Source organism: Limnohabitans sp. DM1 (assembly GCF_001269385.1).
In the GTDB taxonomy this organism is placed as follows: domain Bacteria; phylum Pseudomonadota; class Gammaproteobacteria; order Burkholderiales; family Burkholderiaceae_C; genus Limnohabitans_A.
Genome location: NZ_CXOO01000011.1, coordinates 89,231 through 110,986, shown reverse-complemented (window position 1 = coordinate 110,986; position 21,756 = coordinate 89,231). Strand labels below are relative to the sequence as shown.

The window sequence follows — 21,756 nt, the reverse complement described above, 5'->3', positions numbered from 1 at the left end:
GGGAATGACGATGACCCATTTCGCCATTCGCCCCGAAGACCTGCAAGACACCCTGGCTGCGGCCTTGGGTGACCGGGTCCAGAAAATTTCCATCGGTTTGGCTGAGGTGACCGTTCATGTGAACGCACAGCATTACCTGAGCGTGATGCAAACCCTGCGCGATGCGCCAGGCTGCCAATTTGAACAACTGATCGATCTGGCCGGTGTGGACTATTCCACTTACCGCGAAGTGGGCACCGACGGTCCCCGTTTCGGCGTGACCGTGCATTTGCTGTCGGTGAGCCTGAACCAGCGTGTGCGCGTCAAGGTGCTGTGCCCCGATGACGACCTGCCTTTGGTGGATTCGGTCAACGACATCTGGAACTCCGCCAACTGGTACGAGCGCGAAGCGTTTGACCTGTACGGCATCGTGTTCGAAGGTCACAACGACCTGCGCCGCATCCTGACCGACTACGGTTTCATCGGTCACCCCTTCCGCAAGGACTTCCCCTTGTCGGGTCACGTTGAAATGCGCTACGACGCCGAGCGTCAGCGCGTGATTTACGAACCGGTGAGCATCGAGCCGCGTGAAATCACGCCACGCATCATCCGTGAAGAACACTACGGAGGCCTGAACTGATATGGCCGAAATCAAGAATTACACCCTGAACTTTGGTCCTCAGCACCCGGCTGCGCACGGTGTGCTGCGTCTGGTGTTGGAGCTCGACGGCGAGGTGGTACAACGCGCCGACCCGCACATCGGTTTGCTGCACCGCGCCACCGAAAAGCTGGCCGAAAGCAAAACCTACATCCAGTCGCTGCCCTACATGGACCGCCTGGACTACGTGTCGATGATGTGCAACGAGCACGCCTACTGCCTGGCCATCGAGAAGATGCTGGGCCTGGAAGTGCCGATGCGCGCCCAGTACATCCGCGTGATGTTCTCGGAAATCACCCGCATCCTGAACCACCTCATGTGGCTGGGCTCGCACGGCAACGACTGCGGCAGCTCCACCATCCTGATTTACACCTTCCGTGAGCGTGAAGACCTGTTTGACATGTACGAGGCTGTGTCGGGTGCCCGCATGCACGCGGCCTACTTCCGGCCTGGCGGTGTGTACCGCGACCTGCCGGACAGCATGCCGCAGTACAAGGTCAGCAAGATCAAGAATGCCAAGGCCATCGAGCAGCTCAACAGCAACCGCAACGGTTCCTTGCTGGACTTTATTGACGACTTCACCCAGCGCTTCCCCAAGTGCGTGGACGAGTATGAAACCCTGCTGACCGACAACCGCATCTGGAAGCAGCGCACCGTGGGCATTGGCGTGGTGGCACCCGAGCGCGCCCTGAATTTGGGCATGACCGGCCCCATGCTGCGCGGCTCCGGCTTCGCTTGGGACTTGCGCAAAAAGCAGCCGTACGACGCGTATGACCAGGTCGAGTTCGACGTGCCTGTGGGCAAAACCGGTGACAGCTACGACCGCTATTTGGTGCGCGTGCAGGAGATGCGCGAATCCAATCGCATCATCGAGCAATGCGTGAAGTGGTTGCGTGCCAACCCCGGCCCGGTCATCACCGACAACCACAAGGTGGCGCCGCCTTCGCGCGAAGGCATGAAGTCCAACATGGAAGACTTGATCCACCATTTCAAGCTCTTCACCGAAGGTTTTCATGTGCCCGAAGGCGAGGCCTACGCTGCGGTCGAACACCCCAAGGGTGAGTTCGGCATTTACATGGTGAGCGACGGTGCCAACAAACCGTACCGCCTCAAAATCCGCGCCCCGGGCTTTGCTCATCTGGCCACCCTCGATGAAATGGCCAGAGGCCACATGCTGGCCGACGCGGTCGCGATCATCGGGACCATGGACATCGTTTTTGGAGAGATTGACCGATGATCTCTGAGTCAACCAAAGCACGCTTTGCGCGTGAAGTCGCCAAGTTCCCTGCAGACCAAAAGCAGTCGGCCGTCATGGCTTGTCTGGCTATCGTTCAGCAGGAACAAGGCTGGGTCAGCCCCGACAGTGAGCAGGTGGTGGCAGAAGTCTTGGGCATGCCTGTGATGGCGGTGCACGAAGTCACCACCTTCTACAACATGTACAACCAAAAGCCGGTGGGCAAGTTCAAGCTGAACGTTTGCACCAACCTGCCTTGTCAGTTGCGTGGCGGTGCGCAGGCACTGGCGCATCTGGAGCACAAATTGGGTGTGCACGTGGGCGAGACCACAGCCGACGGTATGTTCACTTTGCAGCCCAGCGAGTGCCAAGGCGCTTGCGCCGATGCACCCGTGCTCTTGGTGAATGACCGCCACATGTGCAGCTTCATGAACCACGAAAAACTCGACCAACTTGTTGACAGCCTGAAGAAAGCCGAGGCCGCCTGATGAAAGTCGAACAGATTCTGAGCCAGTTCCAGGCCACGGGCGTGGAAACCTGCTTCCATGACCGCCACATCAACCCGCAAATTTATGCGGGTTTGAATGGTCGCAATTGGGGCATCCAAGATTACGAAGCACGCGGGGGCTATGCGGCTTTGCGCAAAATTTTGGGCAAAGATGGCGGCGAGGGTCTCACGCAAGACCAGGTGATCGCCACCGTCAAAGAGTCCGGCCTGCGCGGTCGCGGCGGTGCGGGCTTCCCCACGGGCCTGAAGTGGAGCTTCATGCCCCGCCAGTTCCCCGGTCAAAAGTATTTGGTGTGCAACTCGGACGAGGGCGAGCCGGGCACCTGCAAAGACCGCGACATCATGGAGTACAACCCGCACACGGTGATCGAGGGCATGATCATCGCGGCTTATGCCATGGGCATCAGCGTGGGTTACAACTACATCCACGGCGAAATTTTCCATACATACGAGCGTTTTGAGGCAGCTCTGGAAGAAGCCCGTGCCGCACGCTATTTGGGCGACAACATTCTGGGTTCGTCGTTCAGCTTCCAGCTGCACGCCTCGCATGGTTTTGGCGCTTACATCTGCGGCGAAGAAACCGCCTTGCTCGAATCGCTCGAAGGCAAAAAAGGCCAGCCCCGATTCAAGCCACCGTTTCCGGCCAGCTTTGGCTTGTACGGCAAGCCCACCACCATCAACAACACCGAGACCTTCGCGGCGGTGCCCTGGATCATCCGCAACGGTGGCCAGGCCTACTTGGAATGCGGCAAGCCCAACAACGGCGGCACCAAGATCTTCTCGGTCAGCGGTGACGTCGAGCGCCCCGGCAACTACGAAGTGCCCATGGGCACGCCGTTTGCCAAGCTGCTCGAATTGGCTGGCGGTGTGCGTGGTGGTCGCCAACTCAAGGCGGTGATCCCTGGCGGCTCTTCTTCGCCAGTCGTTCCCGCTGAGCTGATGATGAAGCTGACCATGGACTACGACAGCATCGCCAAAGAAGGCGGCTCGATGTTGGGCTCGGGCGCGGTGATCGTCATGGACGAGACGCGTTGCATGGTCAAGGCTCTGGCACGTTTGTCTTACTTTTACTCGCACGAGTCTTGCGGCCAATGCACGCCTTGCCGTGAAGGCACGGGCTGGCTCTGGCGCATGGTGGATCGCATTGAACACGGCCAGGGCCGACCCAGCGACATCGACATGCTCGACAGCGTGGCCGGCAACATCATGGGCCGCACGATTTGCGCCTTGGGTGATGCCGCGGCCATGCCGGTGCGCGGCATGCTCAAGCATTTCCGTCACGAATTTGTACACCTTATCGAGCACAAGACCTCCATGGTCAACGCCGATGCAACAGCGGTGAAGACCCATGGTTGAAATAGAACTCGACGGTCAGAAAGTGGAAGTTGCCGAGGGCAGCATGGTCATGCATGCCGCTGAAAAAGCAGGCACCTACATTCCCCATTTCTGCTACCACAAGAAACTCTCGATTGCGGCCAACTGCCGCATGTGCCTGGTGGAGGTCGAAAAGGCCCCCAAGCCCATGCCCGCCTGCGCCACGCCCGTGACGCAAGGCATGATCGTGCGCACCAAGAGCGACAAAGCCATTGCGGCCCAGAAGTCGGTCATGGAGTTCTTGCTGATCAATCATCCACTCGATTGCCCCATCTGCGACCAAGGCGGTGAGTGCCAGTTGCAAGACTTGGCCGTGGGTTACGGCGGCAGCACCTCGCGCTATGAAGAAGAAAAGCGCGTGGTCTTCCACAAGGAAGTTGGCCCGCTGATCTCGATGGAAGAGATGAGCCGCTGCATCCACTGCACACGCTGCGTGCGCTTTGGCCAAGAAGTGGCCGGTGCCATGGAGCTGGGCATGTCCCACCGCGGCGAGCATGCCGAGATCGAAACCTTCTTGGGCCAGACGATTGACTCCGAGTTGTCGGGCAACATGATCGATATCTGCCCCGTGGGTGCCTTGACCAGCAAGCCTTTCCGCTACCACGCCCGCACTTGGGAGCTGTCGCGCCGCAAGTCGGTGGCTGCACACGACTCGTCCGGTGCCAACCTGATCATGCAGGTCAAAAGCAACCAGGTCATGCGTGTTGTTCCACTTGAGAACGAAGACGTCAATGAGTGCTGGATTGCCGACCGTGAGCGTTTCTCTTACGAAGCCCTGAACGGCTCCGACCGCCTGACACGCCCCATGCTCAAGCAGGGTGGCGAGTGGAAAGAGGTTGACTGGCAAACTGCCCTCGAATACGTGGCCAATGGCCTGCGCAACATCCAGCGTGACCACGGTGCGAACAGCATCGGCGCTTTGGTCAGCCCGCACAGCACCCTGGAAGAGTTGTACCTGGCCGGCGCATTGATGCGCGGCTTGGGCTCTGACAACATCGACTACCGCTTGCGCAACGCCGAATTTGGCGCTGCTGAAGGCGTGCGCACTTTGGGTACACCGATTGCTTCACTGAGCACACTGCAGCGCGTGCTGGTCGTGGGCTCCAACCTGCGCAAGGACCATCCGCTGTTTGCCCTGCGCGTGCGCCACGCTGTGCGCCATGGCGCTCAGCTGAACGTCATCACCACACCTGCGGCTTTCAGCCACGCCGACGCTTGGGCCATGCCCATCGCGCAGGCCGTGCTGTCCGACGCTTCGGGTTGGGCACAAGCCTTGGCCGATGTGGCTGCAGCCATCGCCGCTGACAAGGGCGTTGCTGCCCCCGCTGCTGGGAACGCCACAGCGCAAGCACAAGCCATCGCCAAGTCCTTGCTGGGCGGCGAGCGCAAAGCCGTGTTGCTGGGCAACGCTGCTGCGCACGCTTCGAATGCGTCGAGCCTGTTGGCTCTGGCCAATTGGATTGCTGAGCAAACCGGTGCGACCGTGGGTTACCTGACAGAAGCGGCTAACACCGTCGGCGCACAGTGGGTCGGTGCCCAGCCACAAACCGGTGGCAAGCACGCTGGTCAGATGCTGGCCGGTGGCCTCAAGGCAGCGATTTTGCTGAACACCGAACCCGAGTACGACAGCGCCGCAGGTGCCGCCGCAGCCCAGACTTTGGGTCAGGCCGAGATGGTCGTGACGCTCAGCCCCTTCAAGGCCAACATGGCTTTCAGCGACGTGTTGTTGCCGATTGCACCATTCACCGAAACTTCGGGCAGCTTTGTCAATGCCGAAGGCCGTTTGCAAAGCTTCCATGCCGTGGTCAAGCCTTTGGCTGAAACACGTCCCGCCTGGAAAGTGTTGCGCGTGCTGGCCAATCTGCTGGATGTTCCTGGCGTGGCTTTTGAAACGTCGCAAGACGTCTTGGCCCGTGCCACTGCCAAGCCCATGACTGCATCCAATGCCACGCGTGCCGCGATCACCTTGACCGCCACGACGACCGGACCCGTGAGCGCTTCGATTTACCAGCTCGACGGCATCGTGCGCCGTGCGCCGTCCTTGCAGCTGACCGCAGACGCCCGCCAGGAGGTGACCCCATGATTGACGCGCTGTACAACGGCGGCCTGAACTTGGTCGCAGCCAGCTGGTGGGCCACCTTGGTTTGGCCAGTGCTCTGGATCTTGATCAAGATCGTTGCGATCCTCGCGCCGCTGATGGGTGCTGTGGCTTACTTGACGCTGTGGGAGCGCAAGCTCTTGGGCTTCATGCAAGTGCGCCATGGCCCCAACCGCGTGGGCCCCATGGGTTTGTTGCAGCCCATTGCCGATGCGCTCAAGCTTTTGACGAAGGAACTGATCAACCCATCTGCTGCCAGTCTGGGCTTGTTCCGCTTGGGTCCGATCATGGCCATCATGCCGGCCTTGGCTGCATGGGTCGCGATTCCTTTTGGCCCCGAGCAGGCACTGACCAACATCAATGCCGGCTTGTTGCTGGTGATGGCGATCACCTCCATCGAGGTCTACGGTGTGATCATTGCGGGTTGGGCCTCCAACTCCAAGTACGCCTTCTTGGGTGCGCTGCGTGCATCGGCCCAGATGGTCAGCTATGAAATTGCGATGGGCTTTTGCTTCCTGGTGGTCCTGATGGTCACTGGCAGCATGAACCTGACCGATATCGTGCTGGGACAAGACAAGGGCACCATGGCTCACATGGGCTTGAACTTCTTGTCATGGAACTGGCTGCCCCTGTTGCCGATTTTCTTGGTGTACCTGATCTCGGGTGTGGCCGAAACCAACCGTCACCCGTTTGACGTGGTGGAAGGCGAAGCCGAAATCGTGGCCGGTCACATGGTCGAGTACTCGGGCATGGGCTTTGCGATCTTCTTCCTGGCCGAATACGCCAGCATGTGGTTGGTGTCCATTCTTGCGGTGATCATGTTCCTGGGCGGCTGGTTGTCGCCCATCGACAGCGCCTTGTTCAATGCCATTCCGGGCTGGATCTGGCTGGGCCTCAAGACCTTCCTGGTCGTGTCCATGTTCATTTGGATCCGTGCCACCTTCCCGCGCTTCCGTTACGACCAGATCATGCGTCTGGGGTGGAAGATTTTCATTCCGGTCACCTTGGTGTGGCTGCTGGTGGTGGGCGCTTGGCTGTTCTCACCCTGGAACATCTGGAAATGAGCGGTGTACAGAACATGACCACCATGACATCTTCTTTCTCCATCAAGGACTTCCTCAAGAGCTTCATGCTCGTGGAGTTGTTCAAGGGCATGGCCCTGACCGGACGTTATGCATTTGCCCGCAAGGTGACGGTGCAGTTTCCGGAAGAAAAAACCCCGCTGTCACCGCGTTTTCGTGGCCTGCACGCGCTGCGCCGTTATGACAACGGTGAAGAGCGCTGCATCGCCTGCAAGCTGTGCGAAGCCGTGTGCCCTGCGATGGCCATCACCATCGAAGCGGGCCAGCGCGAAGACGGCTCGCGCCGCACCACGCGTTATGACATTGACCTCACCAAGTGCATCTTTTGCGGCTTTTGCGAAGAAAGCTGCCCGGTGGACTCGATCGTCGAGACACACATTTTTGAATACCACGGCGAAAAACGCGGTGACCTGTACTTCACCAAGGACATGTTGCTGGCTGTGGGCGACCGTTACGAAAAAGAGATCGCTGCCGCCAAGGCCGCTGACGCTCCTTACCGTTGAACGCCGCCCAGTCCTGAACACTTAAAAAGACAGACCTATGGACGTCAAGACCGGTTTCTTCTACCTCTTCTCGGTGGTGCTGCTGTTTGCAGCCTTCCGTGTGGTGACCGCACGCAATCCCGTGCATGCAGTGCTTTATCTCATGCTGGCTTTTTCGCAAGCCTCGGCGGTTTGGTTCTTGCTCAATGCCGAATTCCTGGCCATCTTGCTGGTCCTGGTGTACCTGGGCGCGGTGATGGTGCTTTTCTTGTTTGTGGTGATGATGCTGGACATTGGCATCGACACCGTGCGCAAGGGCTTCTGGAAAAACTTCCCGTTGGCTGCCACTCTGGGTGCCATCGTGGCCCTGGAGATGGCCGCCGTGTTGTTGTCCGGTTTCCGCTTGTCAGAAGCGCCAGCCATGGCCCCGGGTGCGGTGCCGGTGGACAACGCCAAGGCCCTGGGCATCTTGCTCTACACCGAATACCTGATGCCGATCCAGATTGCGGCGGCCATTTTGTTGGTGGCGATGATTGCCGCGATTGCCCTGACGCTGCGCGAGCGCAAGGACAGCAAGGCGATTGACCCGTCCATCCAAGTTCGGGTGCGTGCCGCTGACCGCATGCAAGTGGTCAAGATGGCTCCGACCCAAGCGGCGCCTGCCCCTGTGGTAGCGGTCGAAGCTACGCCCGAAGAGGTGAAGAAATGATGACACTGACACTCGGACATTACCTGTCGCTCGGCGCGATGCTGTTTGCATTGGCCGTGATCGGCATCTTCCTGAACCGCAAGAACCTGATCGTTTTGCTCATGGCCATCGAGCTGATGCTGCTGGCTGTGAACATGAACTTTGTGGCGTTCTCTCACTACCTGGGTGACATGCACGGCCAAGTTTTTGTGTTCTTTATCCTCACAGTGGCTGCGGCCGAATCGGCCATTGGTCTGGCGATCTTGGTGCTGTTGTTTCGTAATCAACGCAACATCAACGTGGACGAACTCAATTCGCTCAAGGGTTAACAAGAATATGAGTCAAACCCTCAACGCCAGCACACTGCTGGCCATCCCCCTGGCCCCGCTTGTGGGCTCTTTGCTGGCCGGTATCTGGGGCACCCAATTCGGTGGCAACTGGATTGGTCGCCGCCTGTCGCACACCTTCACCATTTTGGGTGTGCTGTTGGCTTTCATCCTGTCTGCCATGACGCTCAAGAGCGTCATCGACGGCGCCCGTTTCAACGAGACCCTCTACACCTGGATGGTGGTGGGCGGCTTGAAGATGGAAATTGGCTTCTTGGTCGATGGCATCACCGCCATGATGATGTGTGTGGTGACCTTCGTGTCGCTGATGGTGCACATCTACACCATTGGCTACATGGAAGAAGACGAAGGCTACAACCGCTTCTTCGCCTACATCTCGCTGTTCACCTTCTCCATGTTGATGCTCGTCATGAGCAACAACTTGCTGCAGCTGTTCTTCGGCTGGGAAGCCGTGGGCCTGGTGTCCTATTTGCTGATCGGCTTTTGGTACAACAAGCCGACCGCCATCTTCGCCAACATGAAGGCCTTTTTGGTCAACCGTGTGGGTGACTTCGGTTTCATCCTCGGCATTGGCCTCATCGCCGCATACACCGGCACACTCAACTACACCGAGCTGTTTGCCAAAGCCAATGAGTTAGCCGCCATTGATTTTCCTTGGTACATCTTTGGCATGGACGCCATGCTGATCACCGTGATCTGCATCTGCCTGTTCATTGGTGCCATGGGCAAGTCGGCACAGTTCCCGCTGCATGTGTGGTTGCCTGACTCCATGGAAGGCCCCACGCCCATCTCCGCGCTGATCCACGCCGCCACCATGGTGACGGCCGGCATCTTCATGGTGGCCCGCATGTCGCCGTTGTTCGAATTGTCTGACGCGGCTTTGAACTTCATGATGGTCATCGGCTCGATCACGGCCTTGTTCATGGGCTTTTTGGGCATCATCCAAAACGACATCAAGCGCGTGGTGGCTTATTCCACCTTGTCGCAATTGGGCTACATGACCGTGGCGTTGGGCGCATCGGCCTACTCGGTGGCAGTGTTCCACCTGATGACCCACGCGTTCTTCAAAGCGCTGCTGTTCTTGGGGGCAGGCTCGGTCATCATGGGCATGCACCACAACCAGGACATCCGCTGGATGGGTGGCGTGCGCAAGTACATGCCCGTCACCTGGATCACTTCGCTGCTGGGCTCACTCGCTTTGATTGGTACGCCTTTGTTCTCGGGTTTTTACTCCAAGGACAGCATCATCGAAGCGGTGCACCTGAGCACGCTGCCTGCCGCTGGCTTTGCCAACTTCGCGGTGCTGGCCGGTGTGTTCGTCACCGCCTTCTACTCGTTCCGCATGTATTTCCTGGTCTTCCACGGCAAAGAGCGTTACGACCAGAACCCGGACGCGCACCATGGTCACGATGACCACCACGGTCATGATGATCATGGCCACGACAAGCCTCACGAGTCGCCTTGGGTGGTGACGGTGCCGCTGGTCTTGCTGGCCATTCCTTCGGTGGTGATCGGCTTCATGACCATCCAGCCTATGCTTTACGGTGACTTCTTCAAAGACGTGATCTTCATCGATGCGGCCAAGCACCCCGCGATGCAGAAACTCGGCGAGTTGTTCCACGGCCCCGTGGCCATGGCGCTGCACGGTCTGAGCACGGCACCGTTTTGGTTGGCTTTGGCCGGTGTGGTCACGGCTTGGTACATGTACCTCGTCAACCCCAAGGTCCCCGCCTTCTTTGCCCGCGCTTTGCGTCCCTTGATCGTGGTCATGGAGAACAAGTACTTCATGGACTGGATCAACGAGAACATTTTGGCCAAGGGCGCACGCGGCTTGGGCATGGGCCTGTGGAAGGTGGGCGACCGCGCCATCATCGACGGCTTCTTCGTCAACGGCTCATGGAAAGTCGTGGGCCTGGTGTCTGGCGTGGTGCGTTGGTTCCAGTCAGGTTTCCTGTACCACTACGCCCTGGTCATGATCTTGGGTGTGTTCGTGCTGATGACGTATTTCGTCTGGCTCGCTTAACGGTTTTGAGGACAAGATAAAAATGGGATTGTTAAGCCTTGCCATCTTGATGCCGATCGCTTTCGGCGTCGTCTTGCTGGCCCTCGGTCGTGACAGCCAAGCCCGCGCCGTGCGCTGGTTGGCCCTGGTCGGATCGATTGCCAGTTTCTTGGTCACACTGCCGCTGTATTCGGGCTTTCAGCTCGGTTTATCGGCCATGCAGTTTGTCGAAAAATCCTCGTGGATCGAGCGCTTCAATGTGCACTACCACCTGGGCGTGGACGGCATTTCGCTTTGGCTCGTGCTGCTCACCGCGTTCATCAACGTGATCGTGGTCATCGCGGGCTGGGAAGTCATCACCCGCAAAGTGAACCAATACATGGCCGCCTTCATGATCCTGTCGGGTCTGATGATTGGCGTGTTCAGTGCACTGGACGGCATCCTGTTCTATGTCTTCTTCGAAGCCACGCTGATCCCAATGTACCTGATCATTGGCATTTGGGGTGGCCCGAACAAGATTTACGCGGCCTTCAAGTTTTTCCTGTACACCTTGCTCGGCTCTTTGTTGATGCTGATCGCACTGATCTATCTGTACACCGCATCGAACGGCAGTTTTGACATCCTGACCTGGCACAAGCTGCCCCTGTCGGGCTCGGTGCAGACCTTGTTGTTCTTCGCTTTCTTTGCGGCTTTTGCCGTCAAGGTGCCCATGTGGCCAGTGCACACCTGGCTGCCCGATGTGCACGTGGAAGCACCGACAGGCGGCTCGGCCGTGCTGGCGGCTATCATGCTCAAGCTCGGTGCTTATGGTTTCCTGCGTTTTTCGATGCCCATCGCACCCGATGCCGCACGCGAGTGGGGCATGTTCATCATCGTGCTGTCGCTGGTGGCTGTGGTCTACGTGGGTCTGGTGGCCATGGTGCAGCAAGACATGAAAAAGCTGGTGGCTTATTCGTCGGTGGCGCACATGGGTTTTGTGACCCTGGGCTTTTTCATCTTCAACCCGCTGGGCGTGTCCGGTGGCATCGTGCAAATGATCGCCCACGGCTTTGTGTCGGCAGCCATGTTCTTGTCGATTGGTGTGTTGTACGACCGCGTGCACTCGCGTGAAATCGCCAGCTACGGCGGCGTGGTCAATACCATGCCCAAGTTCGCAGCTTTTGCCCTGTTCTTTGCCATGGCCAACTGCGGTTTGCCAGGCACAGCCGGTTTTGTGGGCGAGTGGATGGTCATTTTGGGCGCCGTGAAGTTCAACTTCTGGATCGGCTTGCTGTCTGCGTCGGCCCTGATCTTTGGCGCTGCTTACACGCTGTGGATGTTCAAGCGCGTGTATTTGGGGCCAGTAGCCAACAACGATGTCAAGGAACTGACAGACATCAATGGCCGCGAATTCCTGATGCTGGCCTTGCTGGCCGCCGCTGTGCTGTACATGGGTGTCTACCCCAAACCTTTCACCGACGTGATGGAAACCTCGGTGGCCGACTTGCTCGCGCATGTGGCCCTGTCCAAGCTGCCTTGAGCAGCGTTTCTGAACGTTTAGCCTGATTAGAAGAATTGAGAGATCACAGATGATGGACAACTCCAGCTGGATGACGGTTTACCCCGAGATCGTGTTGCTGGTCATGGCTTGCGTGATCGCGCTAGCCGACCTCTTCGTGAAAAGCCCCAAGCGCACCGCCACATATGCCTTGACCTTGTTGTCATTGGGCGGTGTGGCCGTGCTGCATGCCCTGTACGCCGACGCAGGCCAAACCTTGTACGGCTTTGGCCACTTGGTGGTCAGCGATCCTATGGGTCATTGGCTGCGCTGCTTTGCCACGATCGCAGTGATGGTCACCTTGGTCTATTCACGCCCCTATGCTGCAGACCGCGACATGCTGCGCGGCGGAGAACTGTTCAGCCTGAATGTGTTCGCCTTGCTGGGCATGAGCTTCATGATCTCGGGGCAGAACTTCATCGTCATCTATTTGGGCCTGGAATTGCTCACTTTGTCCAGCTACGCGCTGGTGGCCTTGCGCCGTGACCACACGCAAGCGACCGAAGCGGCCATGAAGTACTTTGTGCTGGGTGCCATGGCCTCGGGTTTCTTGCTTTACGGCATGTCCATGATGTATGGCGCGACCGGCAGCCTAGAGTTGTCTGAAGTCTTGAAGTCGATTGCAACTGGTCAAGTCAACCACCGGGTGCTGGTGTTTGGTCTGGTGTTCATTGTGGCTGGCCTGGCTTTCAAGATCGGTGCAGTGCCTTTCCACATGTGGATTCCCGACGTCTACCAAGGCGCACCCACTGCGGCCACCCTGATGATCGGTGGTGCCCCCAAGTTGGCGGCTTTCGCCATCATGATCCGCTTGTTGGTGGAAGGCTTGCTGCCCTTGGCATTTGACTGGCAGCAAATGTTGTCGCTTTTGGCCATCGGGTCTTTGCTCGTAGGTAATTTGGCGGCCATCGCCCAGACTAACCTCAAGCGCATGCTCGCTTACTCGACCATCGCGCAAATGGGCTTTGTCTTGTTGGGTTTTGTGGCCGGTGTCATCAACGGGCAAACAACCTTGGCCGCCAACGCCTACAGCTCGGCCATGTTTTACATCGTCTCGTATGTGTTGACCACCTTGGCGGCTTTCGGCGTGATCATGTTGCTGGCGCGTCAGGGCTTTGAGAGCGAAGAAATCACCGACTTGGCAGGTCTCAACCAACGCAGCCCCCTGTACGCAGGCGTGATGGCGATCTGCCTGTTCTCCATGGCCGGCATTCCACCCATGGTGGGCTTTTATGCCAAGTTGTCTGTTTTGCAGTCCTTGATCGTGTCGGGGCAGGGTTTTTACATCGGTTTGGCGATCTTTGCGGTGATCATGTCCCTGATCGGCGCTTTCTATTACCTGCGCGTGGTCAAAGTCATGTACTTTGACCAGCCCTTGACGGCTACCACCGTGTCGGCTGACGCTGACGTGCGTGTGGTCTTGTCCGTGAACGGCTTACTGGTGCTGCTGCTGGGCATTGTGCCGGGGGCTTTGATGGCCTTGTGCGCCAACGCTGTGGCCCGCATGTTGGCCATCTGATCATGGGCAGTCATTGGCAAACAGTGTCCTTGGTCGTGCTGGCCGTGTTCGCGGCCAATCTACCCTTTGTGAACCAACGCATCTTGGTGCTTGGGCCACAACGCAGCACCAAATCTTTGGCCGTGCGTCTGATCGAATTGATGGTCTTGTATTTTGTGATCGGTGTACTGGGTTTGGCCCTTGAAAAACAAGCTGGCCAAATTGCGTCTCAAGGCTGGGAGTTTTACGCCATCACCGCCACCATGTTCGTGACCTTTGCCTTTCCGGGTTTTGTTTTTCGCTACCTGATGCACCGGACGCACTGAAGCGGTGTCTTCAATGGTGTGCCTTTTGTGCTTTCCTCATGTCTGACGATCACCTGATCGAACACCGCATTGCGCAGCAAGAGCTGCTGCGTGGTCATTTTCTGCATGCCTTTCGGGACACGGTTCGCCTGCCCAACCAGCAAACGGCCACCCGTGAGTATGTGGTGCATCCGGGGGCGGTCATGATCATCCCGCTCTTGCAAGGGTCCGATGGCTTGAAGCTGGTCCTGGAGCGGCAATACCGTTACCCTGTGGAACAGGTGATGATCGAGTTTCCTGCGGGCAAACTCGATCCTGGTGAAGACCGTTGGCGCTGCGCACAACGTGAATTGCTCGAAGAAACCGGCTACACCGCCCGGCAATGGGCCAGGGCAGGGGTACTGCACCCTGTCATTGCTTACTCCACTGAAGTGATTGAAATCTGGTTTGCCCGTGACCTGCATTTGGGCGATCGTCAACTCGACGACGGTGAGTTTCTGGATGTGTTCACCGCCACACCGGCCGAGTTGATGACCTGGTGCCGGGAAGGGCAAGTCACTGACGCCAAAACCCTGACTGGGGTGCTTTGGTTGCAAAATATGCTCTCAGGTGACTGGCCCCTGACTTGGCAAAGCGTCGCCTGAAACCACTCACCCCATGAAAGTCCTTGACCTCCAGTGCCGTCAGGGCCACAGCTTCGAAGGCTGGTTTGGCTCGCAAGACGACTACGACGCGCAGCGTGCGCGGGGTTTGGTCACATGCCCAATCTGCAACGACAGTGACATCACCAAAAAACTGTCAGCGCCCCGTTTGAACCTGGGGTATGGCGTGGCCCCTGCTGCAGATGCCCCGCAAGCACCCGCTGCAGCATCTGCTGCAGGTCCGGCTGAGTTCACGCCTGTCTCCTCTGGCACCGAGTTGCCCAGCCTGGCGCAGATGCAAACGGCCATGATGAACATGGTGCGCCACGTCATGGCCAACACCGAAGATGTGGGCAGCCAATTCGCCGAAGAAGCGCGCAAGATCCATTACGGCGAAGCTCAGGAACGCAACATCCGGGGGCAGGCGACACGCGAAGAGACCGAGGCACTGCTGGACGAGGGCATTGACATCCTGGCCTTGCCTGTGCCGGAAAACCTCAAGGGTCCGCTGCAATAAAGCTGCCGCATTTCTGGTGCTCATGGCGAGTAAAGCCCTGCAATACAGATGCCCCTTAGCTTGGAATTTCAGCGCCGATAATGCGTGTGCGGCACCAACCCATGTTGCGGCTGAAGCCACCGATTTGCAATTTTCTTTTCAGTTGGCCGTCATGTGTTTGTCATCACCGCCAGCCCCAATCGTCTGCGGCATACTCACGACAGCCCATGCACACGTTCCACATCCCAGACACAGAAGTCGAACTGACCGCCATCCGGGCCCAAGGTCCAGGCGGGCAAAACGTCAACAAAGTCTCCAGCGCCATCCAGTTGCGTTTCGATGTGGCCAATTCATCCTTGCCCGATGACCTCAAGCAGCGCTGGTTGCAGTCCGGCGACAGCCGCATGACGCAAGAGGGTGTGTTCATCCTCAAGGCACAACGCTACCGCACGCAGGAAGCCAATCGGCACGATGCCTGGATGCGGCTCTACGAGTTGCTTGACCAGTACGCCAAGCCCCCCAAACCACGTAAACCGACCAAACCCACACGGAGTTCGGTGCAGCGGCGGCTGGAGGGCAAGGCGATGCATGCCAAACTGAAAGCTTCGCGTCGTTCAAACGAATGAAGAAGGTGCCGTAACCCGTTTATTCATGCATGGATCGCCACGTTGCTGCGCTCCTCGCGATGACGTATTTTTGTTGTGCATGCACCGCCACATTGCTGCTCTTCACGCGCTGACTTTTTTGTCATGGCGAGCGCAGCGCGGCAATCCATGCAGGTCGCGCCGTTACCCGTCTTGTCATCAAGCGCGTGTGAGCGTACCCAAGGCTGTTTGCAGTGTCTGCTCCAAAGCATCCGTCTTATCGGCAGCAATCACATGGCGTTGGTCCATGCTGCGCAGCCAGGTGATCTGGCGTTTGGCCAGTTGCCGGGTGGCAAAGATGCCGCGCTCGCTAATTTCCGCCTCGCTCCAGCCTTCATCCAGGCCTTGCCAAGCCTGCCGGTAGCCCACGCAGCGCATCGAGGGTAGCTCAGAGTTCAGGTCGCCGCGCGCGCGCAACTGGCGCACTTCGTCCAGAAAGCCTTGCGCCATCATGAGATCAAAACGCTGGGCGATGCGCTGGTGCAGCCAGGCGCGGTCCAGTGGTTCCAGACTCAACACCGGGATGTGCCAGGCGGGCGCAGCGGCCTTGGCGCTTTTGTGGAAAGACGACAAGGTCTGGCCGGTGGCTGTCCACACTTCCAGGGCGCGGCCAATTCGTTGGCTGTCACCCATGGCCAGGCGTGCAGCGGTGATGGGGTCGATTTGCATGAGCTGGGCATGCAGGGCGGGCCAGCCAACTTGTTCGGCTTGGGCCTGGATGTCGGCGCGCACCTGCGGATCGGCGGCGGGGATGTCGTTCAGACCTTCCAGCAGCGCTTTCAAATACAGCATCGTGCCGCCCACCAGGAGCGGTGTTTTGCCGCGTGAGCGGATGTCATGAATGAGCCGACTGGCGTCTTTGGCGAATTCGGCGGCGCTGTAGCTGTGCAGCGGGTCCAGCGTGTCGATGAGGTGGTGGGGCACGGCGGCCAGTTCTTTGCGGCTGGGTTTGGCGGTGCCAATGTCCATTCCTCGGTACACCAGTGCCGAGTCCATGCTGACGATTTCTGCGCCGCCTTGGCGCTGCAGGCTGTGCGCCAAGGCCAAGGCCGCAGCGGTTTTGCCACTGGCCGTGGGGCCCACGATGGCGATGGCGTCGATGGCTCGGCTCATGACAGGGCTTCGGACGTCAGCGTGGGCTTGACCACCACCGGGCGGCCGTGGCGCTGAACGGCGGTCCAGGCGATCAGGCTCACGCACACGCTCCACAGGAGCATGCCGTGAACCATGGAAAACAGCGGTGTATCCATGTGTGCGCCCAGCCAGCCGCCCATGCCAAAGGCCCCCAGCATCATGATGAATCCATTGAGCGCCGAGGCTGTGCCCGCCCGCGCAGGAAAGGGCGCCACGGCGCCGCTTTGGCTGCACGGCATGTTCACGCCATGACCGAGCATGTAGATGCACACCGGCAGCATCACAGCCCAGGGGCCATACCAGGCTTGGCCCTGGCCCGCATAGGCCAGCACGGTCAGCAGCACGCCGCCGCTCAAGGTCAGCACGGCGGCAGCGGCAATGGCACGTTGCACGCTGGTGCGCTTGAGCATCCAGCGGCACCAGAAGGTGCCCAGGATGTAGGCCAGCGACATGCTCAGCATCAGGAAGCCGTAGGCGGTTTTGCTCAGTCCCATGTCCTGGATGAAGACAAAGGATGAACAGGCCAGCATGGTGAACAGGCCCAGGTAGGTGGTGGTGGACATGGCGCACCAACTGAGGAATGTGGGGTGGCGCAGGATGTCCCGGTTGGCGCGCAGCGTGGAGCGCCAGGCCAAGGCATGGGGGTCGGGGTGCGCCAGGGTTTCCTGAAAGCGCCCATACAGCAGGCACCAGGTGATCAAGCCGAAAAAGGCAACGCTCAGAAGCGCCAGACGCCAGCCCAGCAAATCGGTCAAAAAGCCGCCGGCAGGTCCGCAGGTGCAGGCGATGATGCCCAGTCCGGTCAGGGCTTGCGACATGGCATGGGCCCCTTTCGCGGGCTCAAACAAGTCGCGCACCACGGCGCGGGCGGTCATGACGCCAGCACCCAGCGAGGCCCCTTGCAATGCGCGAGCCGCGATCAGCCAGTCGATATTGGGGGCCAGCACGCAGGCCACAGAGGCCAGGACATAGGCCCCAATGCCCCACAGGAGGATTGGTCGTCGGCCATGGCGGTCAGACAGGGGCCCCCAGACCAGTTGCGACAGGCCAAACGCGAGCAGCATGGCTGACAGTGTCAGTTGCGCTTGGCCCATGCCTGCCGCCAGGTCATGCGTGATGGCGGGCAGGGCGGGCAGGTACATGTCTGTGCTCACAGCCTGCATGCCCAGCAGAAGGGCGAGGATCAGAACGATGAGGTGGGGGGACATGTTGGGCGGGTTTGATGGGCGCATCACCGACCCCGCAAAAACAGCGCATCCAGATCCCGCATCGTCATCTGTCGCCAGGTGGGGCGGCCGTGGTTGCATTGGTCAGATCGTTCGGTCTCCTCCATCTGACGCAACAAACCGTTCATCTCGTCCAGCGTCAGGCGGCGGTTGGCGCGCACTGCGCCGTGGCAAGCCATGGTCGCCAAAATTTCATTTTGGGCGCGTTGCACCACCGTGCTGGCGTCGTGCTGACACAACTCTGCCAGCACGCTGCGGGCCAGCTCCACCGCATCGCCTTGCGCCAGGCTCGTGGGCACGGCGCGAACGGCCAGGGTCTTGGCCGACAGGGGCGAGATTTCCAGGCCGAGTTGTTCCAACGCCTCGGCGCAGGATTCGGCCGTGGCCACTTCGGTGGGGTTGGCGGCAAAGGTTGCCGGGATCAGCAGGGGTTGGCTGGCGATGCGCGGGCCTTCGCTGCCAGGCGTGTTCAGTTGGTTTTTCAGGCGCTCGTAGACGATGCGTTCGTGCGCGGCGTGCATGTCCACCACCACCAGGCCTTGCTTGTTTTCGGCCAGGATGTAGACACCGTGCAGTTGCGCGATGGCGCGGCCCAGGGGCCAGTCGCCTGCGGGCAGGGGTGTGGGCTCTGGCAGGGAGGCGGTGGCGCTGCTCACGGTGTCCGCTGGGACGGGGGCAGTTTCTGCTCGGGCAACTGGAAGCCAGGCTGGCGTGGGGCGCTCCTGAGCGCTCAGGCTTTCGCCGCGCTCGGGCGGGTTCCACAGTGCCTTGAGATCAGCCATGGCCTGCTCACCGTCCACACGGGGTCGCACAAAATCAGCCGGTTTGTAGGTAGGGGCGCTGAAGGTGGAGGGGCCGGGACGCTCAAACGCCATGCCGCCTTGCTGCCAACTGGCCGATTCGGGCAGGGCTTTGGGGGCGGGGCCGTTTTTCAGTTCGAAGTCACTGGCTGAGGTTGGCGGCTCGTCAGACAGGTTTTGCGAGCGTGGCGCAGCCAGCGCTTTTTCCAGCGCGTGTCGCACAGCCTGGTGCACAGCGCGGCTATCCCTGAATCGCACTTCGATCTTGGTGGGGTGCACGTTCACGTCCACCAAGGTCGGATCAATCTCCATGAACAGCGCATAGGCCGGCTGCTTGTGACCGTGCAGCACGTCTTCGTAGGCGCTGCGTGCGCCGTGCATGACCACCTTGTCGCGGACAAAGCGACCGTTCACATAGGCAAACTGGTGATCGGGGCGCGAGCGGGCGGCATCGGGTAAACCAGCGCGGCCGATCACTTTGAGCGGTCCTGCGTTGTATGCCACGGCGATGGACTGCGCCACGAATTCTTCGCCCAGCACATCAGCCAGGCGCTGCTCCAGCCCCGCAGCGCCGGGGTGCACGCGCCACTGCTCGACCAGCTTGCCCTCGTGCCAGATGGCAAAGCCCACGTCGGGGCGGGCCAGGGCGTGGCGGCGCACGGCCTCGATGCAGTGCGCCAGCTCGGTGCTGTCGCTTTTCAAAAACTTGCGGCGGGCGGGGGTCGAGAAAAACAGCTCTTTGACTTCCACCGTGGTGCCCACAGCGCGAGCGGCGGGGCGGATCTCTCCCGTGCGGCCGTCCAGGGCAAAGGCCGTGGGCTGGCCGTCCATGCGCGAGAGCAAGGTGAGTTCGGACACCGAGTTGATGGCGGCCAGCGCCTCCCCCCGAAAGCCCATGGTCATGACCGATTCGAGTTCATCGAGGTTGCCGATCTTGCTGGTGGCGTGGCGCTTTAAAGCGGTGGCCAATTCGTCCGGGGCAATGCCACCGCCGTCGTCTTCCACCGAAATCAGCCGGGTGCCGCCACCCATCAGGCGCAGCGTGATGCTGCGTGCGCCCGCGTCCATGGCGTTGTCCACCAGCTCGCGCACGACAGATGCCGGGCGCTCGACCACCTCGCCAGCGGCGATCTGGCTGATCAGTTCATCGGGGAGTTCGCGGATGGGGCGGCGCGCGGAAGCCGGGGTTTGTTGAAGAGTCACGGGCTGATTTTAGGGCTTGAGCCGGTTCTGACATGCTTTGAGTACTGACGAGGGCTTGTCTTTTGTCGGCGGTTACAGATCCTGACATGAGGCCTGCGTCAAAAGGTGAAAACATCCATCCTCCCGAAAGATGGTTGAAGACTCGCATGACATTTCATCATTTGATCTTACAATTTCATGATGTGAGATTTATTGGTGGTGAGTAATGGAAAAATTTTTCAATATGAAAGAATATATTTCATATTGAGAAATATTTTTTGTAAGTTATTGATTTATAACAAATAAAAAAATGTCTTATATAAGACATAAGAATGGATAAAGGTCTTGTAGAAGAGTTAAGATTCAAACATCGACAAAGCAGAAACCGCTGCCCACATCGCCTGATTTCAACTTGACCACAGGAGTTTTCCATGCCAGCCGACATCACTCAACAACTCAGCCGTGAACAGCAAATCGCCGCCCTCGAAAAAGACTGGGCGACCAACCCCCGTTGGAAGGGTGTCAAGCGCGGTTATTCCGCTGCCGACGTCGTGCGTCTGCGCGGCAGCATGCCCATCGAGCACACCTTGGCCAAGCGCGGTGCTGAAAAGCTCTGGGAAAAGGTCAACGGCGGTGCCAAAAAAGGCTACGTCAACGCTTTCGGCGCCATCAGCGCTGGTCAAGCCATGCAACAAGCCAAAGCTGGCCTCGAAGCCGTGTACCTGTCGGGCTGGCAAGTCGCTGCTGACGGCAACACATCGGAAACCATGTACCCCGACCAGTCGCTCTACGCCTACGACTCGGTGCCCACCATGGTTCGCCGCATCAACAACACCTTCAAGCGCGCCGACGAAATCCAGTGGAGCCGTGGCATCAACCCCGGCGACAAGGAATTCATCGACTACTTCCTGCCCATCGTGGCAGACGCTGAAGCCGGTTTCGGTGGCGTGTTGAACGCTTTCGAACTGATGAAGAACATGATCGCCTCCGGCGCTGCTGGTGTTCACTTCGAAGACCAATTGGCTGCGGTGAAGAAATGCGGTCACATGGGTGGCAAAGTCTTGGTGCCAACACAAGAAGCCTGCGAGAAATTGATCTCTGCACGTTTCGCGGCTGACGTCATGGGCACATCCACCATCGTGTTGGCCCGTACCGATGCTGAAGCTGCGAACTTGATCACTTCTGACCACGACGCCAACGACAAGCCATTCTTGACAGGCGAGCGCACACAAGAAGGTTTCTACCGCGTCAAAAACGGTCTGGAGCAAGCCATCAGCCGCGGCGTGGCCTACGCGCCTTATGCTGACTTGGTGTGGTGCGAAACCGGCGTGCCAGACATCGGCTTTGCCCGCGAATTCGCACAAGCCGTGCACGCCGCTTGCCCAGGCAAGCTCTTGTCTTACAACTGCTCACCTTCTTTCAACTGGAAGAAAAACCTCAACGACAGCCAAATCGCTTCGTTCCAAGAAGACCTGTCTGCATTGGGTTACAAGTACCAGTTCATCACATTGGCTGGTATCCACATCAACTGGTACAACACATTCCAGTTCGCCAATGCATACGCCAACGGCGAAGGCATGAAGCACTACGTCAACATGGTGCAAGAGCCTGAATTCGCAGCACGCGACAAGGGTTACACCTTCGTGTCGCACCAGCAAGAAGTCGGTGCAGGCTACTTCGACGACGTGACCACCGTGATCCAGGGCGGCTCGTCCTCCGTGAAAGCCTTGACCGGTTCGACCGAAGAAGAGCAGTTCCACTGATCAACTTTGGCATGCTGAAGGCGAGGGCGGCGTAAAATCTGTCCTCAGCGTTTAGACATTTCCCCCAAGCGCGGCCTA

20 protein-coding genes are annotated in these 21,756 nt (G+C 59.1%); 17 read left to right on the top strand and 3 right to left on the bottom strand.

Annotation, left to right across the window (positions count from 1 at the left end):
• The first annotated feature begins 10 nt into the window (after positions 1-10).
• The 16 genes from AMM33_RS03730 to arfB all read left to right on the top strand — a co-directional run bounded on the left by AMM33_RS03730 (position 11) and on the right by arfB (position 15,555).
• A complete protein-coding gene (locus AMM33_RS03730) occupies positions 11-619 on the top strand; it encodes an NADH-quinone oxidoreductase subunit C (protein WP_090138951.1) in 609 nt (202 codons plus the stop codon).
• 1 nt (position 620) lies between these two features.
• The gene (locus tag AMM33_RS03725; RefSeq protein ID WP_090138950.1) at positions 621-1,874 is read left to right on the top strand and encodes an NADH-quinone oxidoreductase subunit D; all 1,254 of its coding nucleotides are present in this window, start codon (positions 621-623) and stop codon (positions 1,872-1,874) included.
• Positions 1,871-2,359: an NADH-quinone oxidoreductase subunit NuoE gene (gene nuoE / locus AMM33_RS03720; RefSeq protein WP_090138948.1), complete on the top strand. Its 489-nt coding sequence runs from the start codon at positions 1,871-1,873 to the stop codon at positions 2,357-2,359. The genes AMM33_RS03725 and nuoE overlap by 4 nt, the downstream gene beginning before the upstream one ends.
• Entirely contained in the window at positions 2,359-3,735 is a 1,377-nt protein-coding gene (gene nuoF, locus AMM33_RS03715) for an NADH-quinone oxidoreductase subunit NuoF (RefSeq protein WP_090138947.1), read from the top strand. Before nuoE ends, nuoF begins: the two co-directional genes overlap by 1 nt.
• Positions 3,728-5,836: an NADH-quinone oxidoreductase subunit NuoG gene (nuoG, locus tag AMM33_RS03710; RefSeq protein WP_090138946.1), complete on the top strand. Its 2,109-nt coding sequence runs from the start codon at positions 3,728-3,730 to the stop codon at positions 5,834-5,836. Before nuoF ends, nuoG begins: the two co-directional genes overlap by 8 nt.
• Positions 5,833-6,915, top strand: coding sequence for an NADH-quinone oxidoreductase subunit NuoH (gene nuoH, locus AMM33_RS03705; protein WP_090138944.1), 1,083 nt, complete (start codon positions 5,833-5,835; stop codon positions 6,913-6,915). Before nuoG ends, nuoH begins: the two co-directional genes overlap by 4 nt.
• A gap of 14 nt (positions 6,916-6,929) precedes the next feature.
• Complete coding sequence (gene nuoI, locus AMM33_RS03700; protein WP_090139199.1) at positions 6,930-7,436, top strand: NADH-quinone oxidoreductase subunit NuoI; 507 nt, start codon at positions 6,930-6,932, stop codon at positions 7,434-7,436.
• Between the two features lie 37 nt (positions 7,437-7,473).
• The gene (locus AMM33_RS03695) at positions 7,474-8,124 is read left to right on the top strand and encodes an NADH-quinone oxidoreductase subunit J (protein WP_090138942.1); all 651 of its coding nucleotides are present in this window, start codon (positions 7,474-7,476) and stop codon (positions 8,122-8,124) included.
• The gene (nuoK, locus tag AMM33_RS03690; RefSeq protein WP_090139198.1) at positions 8,124-8,432 is read left to right on the top strand and encodes an NADH-quinone oxidoreductase subunit NuoK; all 309 of its coding nucleotides are present in this window, start codon (positions 8,124-8,126) and stop codon (positions 8,430-8,432) included. Before AMM33_RS03695 ends, nuoK begins: the two co-directional genes overlap by 1 nt.
• Positions 8,433-8,439: 7 nt before the next feature.
• Positions 8,440-10,473: an NADH-quinone oxidoreductase subunit L gene (gene nuoL, locus AMM33_RS03685; RefSeq protein ID WP_090138940.1), complete on the top strand. Its 2,034-nt coding sequence runs from the start codon at positions 8,440-8,442 to the stop codon at positions 10,471-10,473.
• 22 nt (positions 10,474-10,495) lie between these two features.
• A complete protein-coding gene (locus tag AMM33_RS03680) occupies positions 10,496-11,971 on the top strand; it encodes an NADH-quinone oxidoreductase subunit M (RefSeq protein ID WP_090138938.1) in 1,476 nt (491 codons plus the stop codon).
• A 49-nt stretch (positions 11,972-12,020) separates the two neighbouring features.
• Positions 12,021-13,508, top strand: a complete 1,488-nt coding sequence (gene nuoN / locus AMM33_RS03675; protein WP_090138936.1) for an NADH-quinone oxidoreductase subunit NuoN — start codon at positions 12,021-12,023, stop codon at positions 13,506-13,508.
• 2 nt (positions 13,509-13,510) lie between these two features.
• Entirely contained in the window at positions 13,511-13,813 is a 303-nt protein-coding gene (locus AMM33_RS03670) for a DUF2818 family protein (protein ID WP_090138934.1), read from the top strand.
• A gap of 38 nt (positions 13,814-13,851) precedes the next feature.
• Complete coding sequence (locus AMM33_RS03665) at positions 13,852-14,436, top strand: NUDIX domain-containing protein (protein ID WP_090138933.1); 585 nt, start codon at positions 13,852-13,854, stop codon at positions 14,434-14,436.
• Between the two features lie 13 nt (positions 14,437-14,449).
• Complete coding sequence (locus tag AMM33_RS03660; protein WP_090138931.1) at positions 14,450-14,950, top strand: DUF1178 family protein; 501 nt, start codon at positions 14,450-14,452, stop codon at positions 14,948-14,950.
• A 206-nt stretch (positions 14,951-15,156) separates the two neighbouring features.
• On the top strand, positions 15,157-15,555 hold the full coding sequence (arfB, locus tag AMM33_RS03655; RefSeq protein ID WP_090138930.1) for an alternative ribosome rescue aminoacyl-tRNA hydrolase ArfB: 399 nt from the start codon (positions 15,157-15,159) through the stop codon (positions 15,553-15,555).
• A 177-nt stretch (positions 15,556-15,732) separates the two neighbouring features.
• Here arfB and miaA read toward each other — a convergent pair whose 3' ends face one another.
• From miaA to mutL, 3 genes are read right to left on the bottom strand one after another with little or no spacing between them, the layout of a single operon-like run.
• Positions 15,733-16,686, bottom strand: coding sequence for a tRNA (adenosine(37)-N6)-dimethylallyltransferase MiaA (gene miaA, locus AMM33_RS03650; protein WP_090138928.1), 954 nt, complete (start codon positions 16,684-16,686; stop codon positions 15,733-15,735).
• On the bottom strand, positions 16,683-17,915 hold the full coding sequence (locus AMM33_RS03645; RefSeq protein ID WP_090139197.1) for a multidrug effflux MFS transporter: 1,233 nt from the start codon (positions 17,913-17,915) through the stop codon (positions 16,683-16,685). The genes miaA and AMM33_RS03645 overlap by 4 nt, the downstream gene beginning before the upstream one ends.
• Positions 17,916-17,938: 23 nt before the next feature.
• Complete coding sequence (gene mutL / locus AMM33_RS03640) at positions 17,939-19,936, bottom strand: DNA mismatch repair endonuclease MutL (RefSeq protein WP_090138927.1); 1,998 nt, start codon at positions 19,934-19,936, stop codon at positions 17,939-17,941.
• Positions 19,937-20,346: 410 nt separating this feature from the next.
• Here mutL and aceA point away from each other — a divergent pair, with 410 nt between their 5' ends.
• Positions 20,347-21,678, top strand: coding sequence for an isocitrate lyase (gene aceA, locus AMM33_RS03635; RefSeq protein WP_090138925.1), 1,332 nt, complete (start codon positions 20,347-20,349; stop codon positions 21,676-21,678).
• Positions 21,679-21,756 lie beyond the last annotated feature (78 nt).

What these genes read in the sequence shown, in the direction of transcription:
- AMM33_RS03730 (WP_090138951.1), top strand. Translation starts at nt 11, where the DNA reads ATGACCCATTTCGCCATTCGCCCCGAAGACCTGCAAGACACCCTGGCT.
- AMM33_RS03725 (WP_090138950.1), top strand. Translation starts at nt 621, where the DNA reads ATGGCCGAAATCAAGAATTACACCCTGAACTTTGGTCCTCAGCACCCG.
- nuoE (WP_090138948.1), top strand. Translation starts at nt 1,871, where the DNA reads ATGATCTCTGAGTCAACCAAAGCACGCTTTGCGCGTGAAGTCGCCAAG.
- nuoF (WP_090138947.1), top strand. Translation starts at nt 2,359, where the DNA reads ATGAAAGTCGAACAGATTCTGAGCCAGTTCCAGGCCACGGGCGTGGAA.
- nuoG (WP_090138946.1), top strand. Translation starts at nt 3,728, where the DNA reads ATGGTTGAAATAGAACTCGACGGTCAGAAAGTGGAAGTTGCCGAGGGC.
- nuoH (WP_090138944.1), top strand. Translation starts at nt 5,833, where the DNA reads ATGATTGACGCGCTGTACAACGGCGGCCTGAACTTGGTCGCAGCCAGC.
- nuoI (WP_090139199.1), top strand. Translation starts at nt 6,930, where the DNA reads ATGACCACCATGACATCTTCTTTCTCCATCAAGGACTTCCTCAAGAGC.
- AMM33_RS03695 (WP_090138942.1), top strand. Translation starts at nt 7,474, where the DNA reads ATGGACGTCAAGACCGGTTTCTTCTACCTCTTCTCGGTGGTGCTGCTG.
- nuoK (WP_090139198.1), top strand. Translation starts at nt 8,124, where the DNA reads ATGACACTGACACTCGGACATTACCTGTCGCTCGGCGCGATGCTGTTT.
- nuoL (WP_090138940.1), top strand. Translation starts at nt 8,440, where the DNA reads ATGAGTCAAACCCTCAACGCCAGCACACTGCTGGCCATCCCCCTGGCC.
- AMM33_RS03680 (WP_090138938.1), top strand. Translation starts at nt 10,496, where the DNA reads ATGGGATTGTTAAGCCTTGCCATCTTGATGCCGATCGCTTTCGGCGTC.
- nuoN (WP_090138936.1), top strand. Translation starts at nt 12,021, where the DNA reads ATGATGGACAACTCCAGCTGGATGACGGTTTACCCCGAGATCGTGTTG.
- AMM33_RS03670 (WP_090138934.1), top strand. Translation starts at nt 13,511, where the DNA reads ATGGGCAGTCATTGGCAAACAGTGTCCTTGGTCGTGCTGGCCGTGTTC.
- AMM33_RS03665 (WP_090138933.1), top strand. Translation starts at nt 13,852, where the DNA reads ATGTCTGACGATCACCTGATCGAACACCGCATTGCGCAGCAAGAGCTG.
- AMM33_RS03660 (WP_090138931.1), top strand. Translation starts at nt 14,450, where the DNA reads ATGAAAGTCCTTGACCTCCAGTGCCGTCAGGGCCACAGCTTCGAAGGC.
- arfB (WP_090138930.1), top strand. Translation starts at nt 15,157, where the DNA reads ATGCACACGTTCCACATCCCAGACACAGAAGTCGAACTGACCGCCATC.
- miaA (WP_090138928.1), bottom strand. Translation starts at nt 16,686, where the DNA reads ATGAGCCGAGCCATCGACGCCATCGCCATCGTGGGCCCCACGGCCAGT.
- AMM33_RS03645 (WP_090139197.1), bottom strand. Translation starts at nt 17,915, where the DNA reads ATGTCCCCCCACCTCATCGTTCTGATCCTCGCCCTTCTGCTGGGCATG.
- aceA (WP_090138925.1), top strand. Translation starts at nt 20,347, where the DNA reads ATGCCAGCCGACATCACTCAACAACTCAGCCGTGAACAGCAAATCGCC.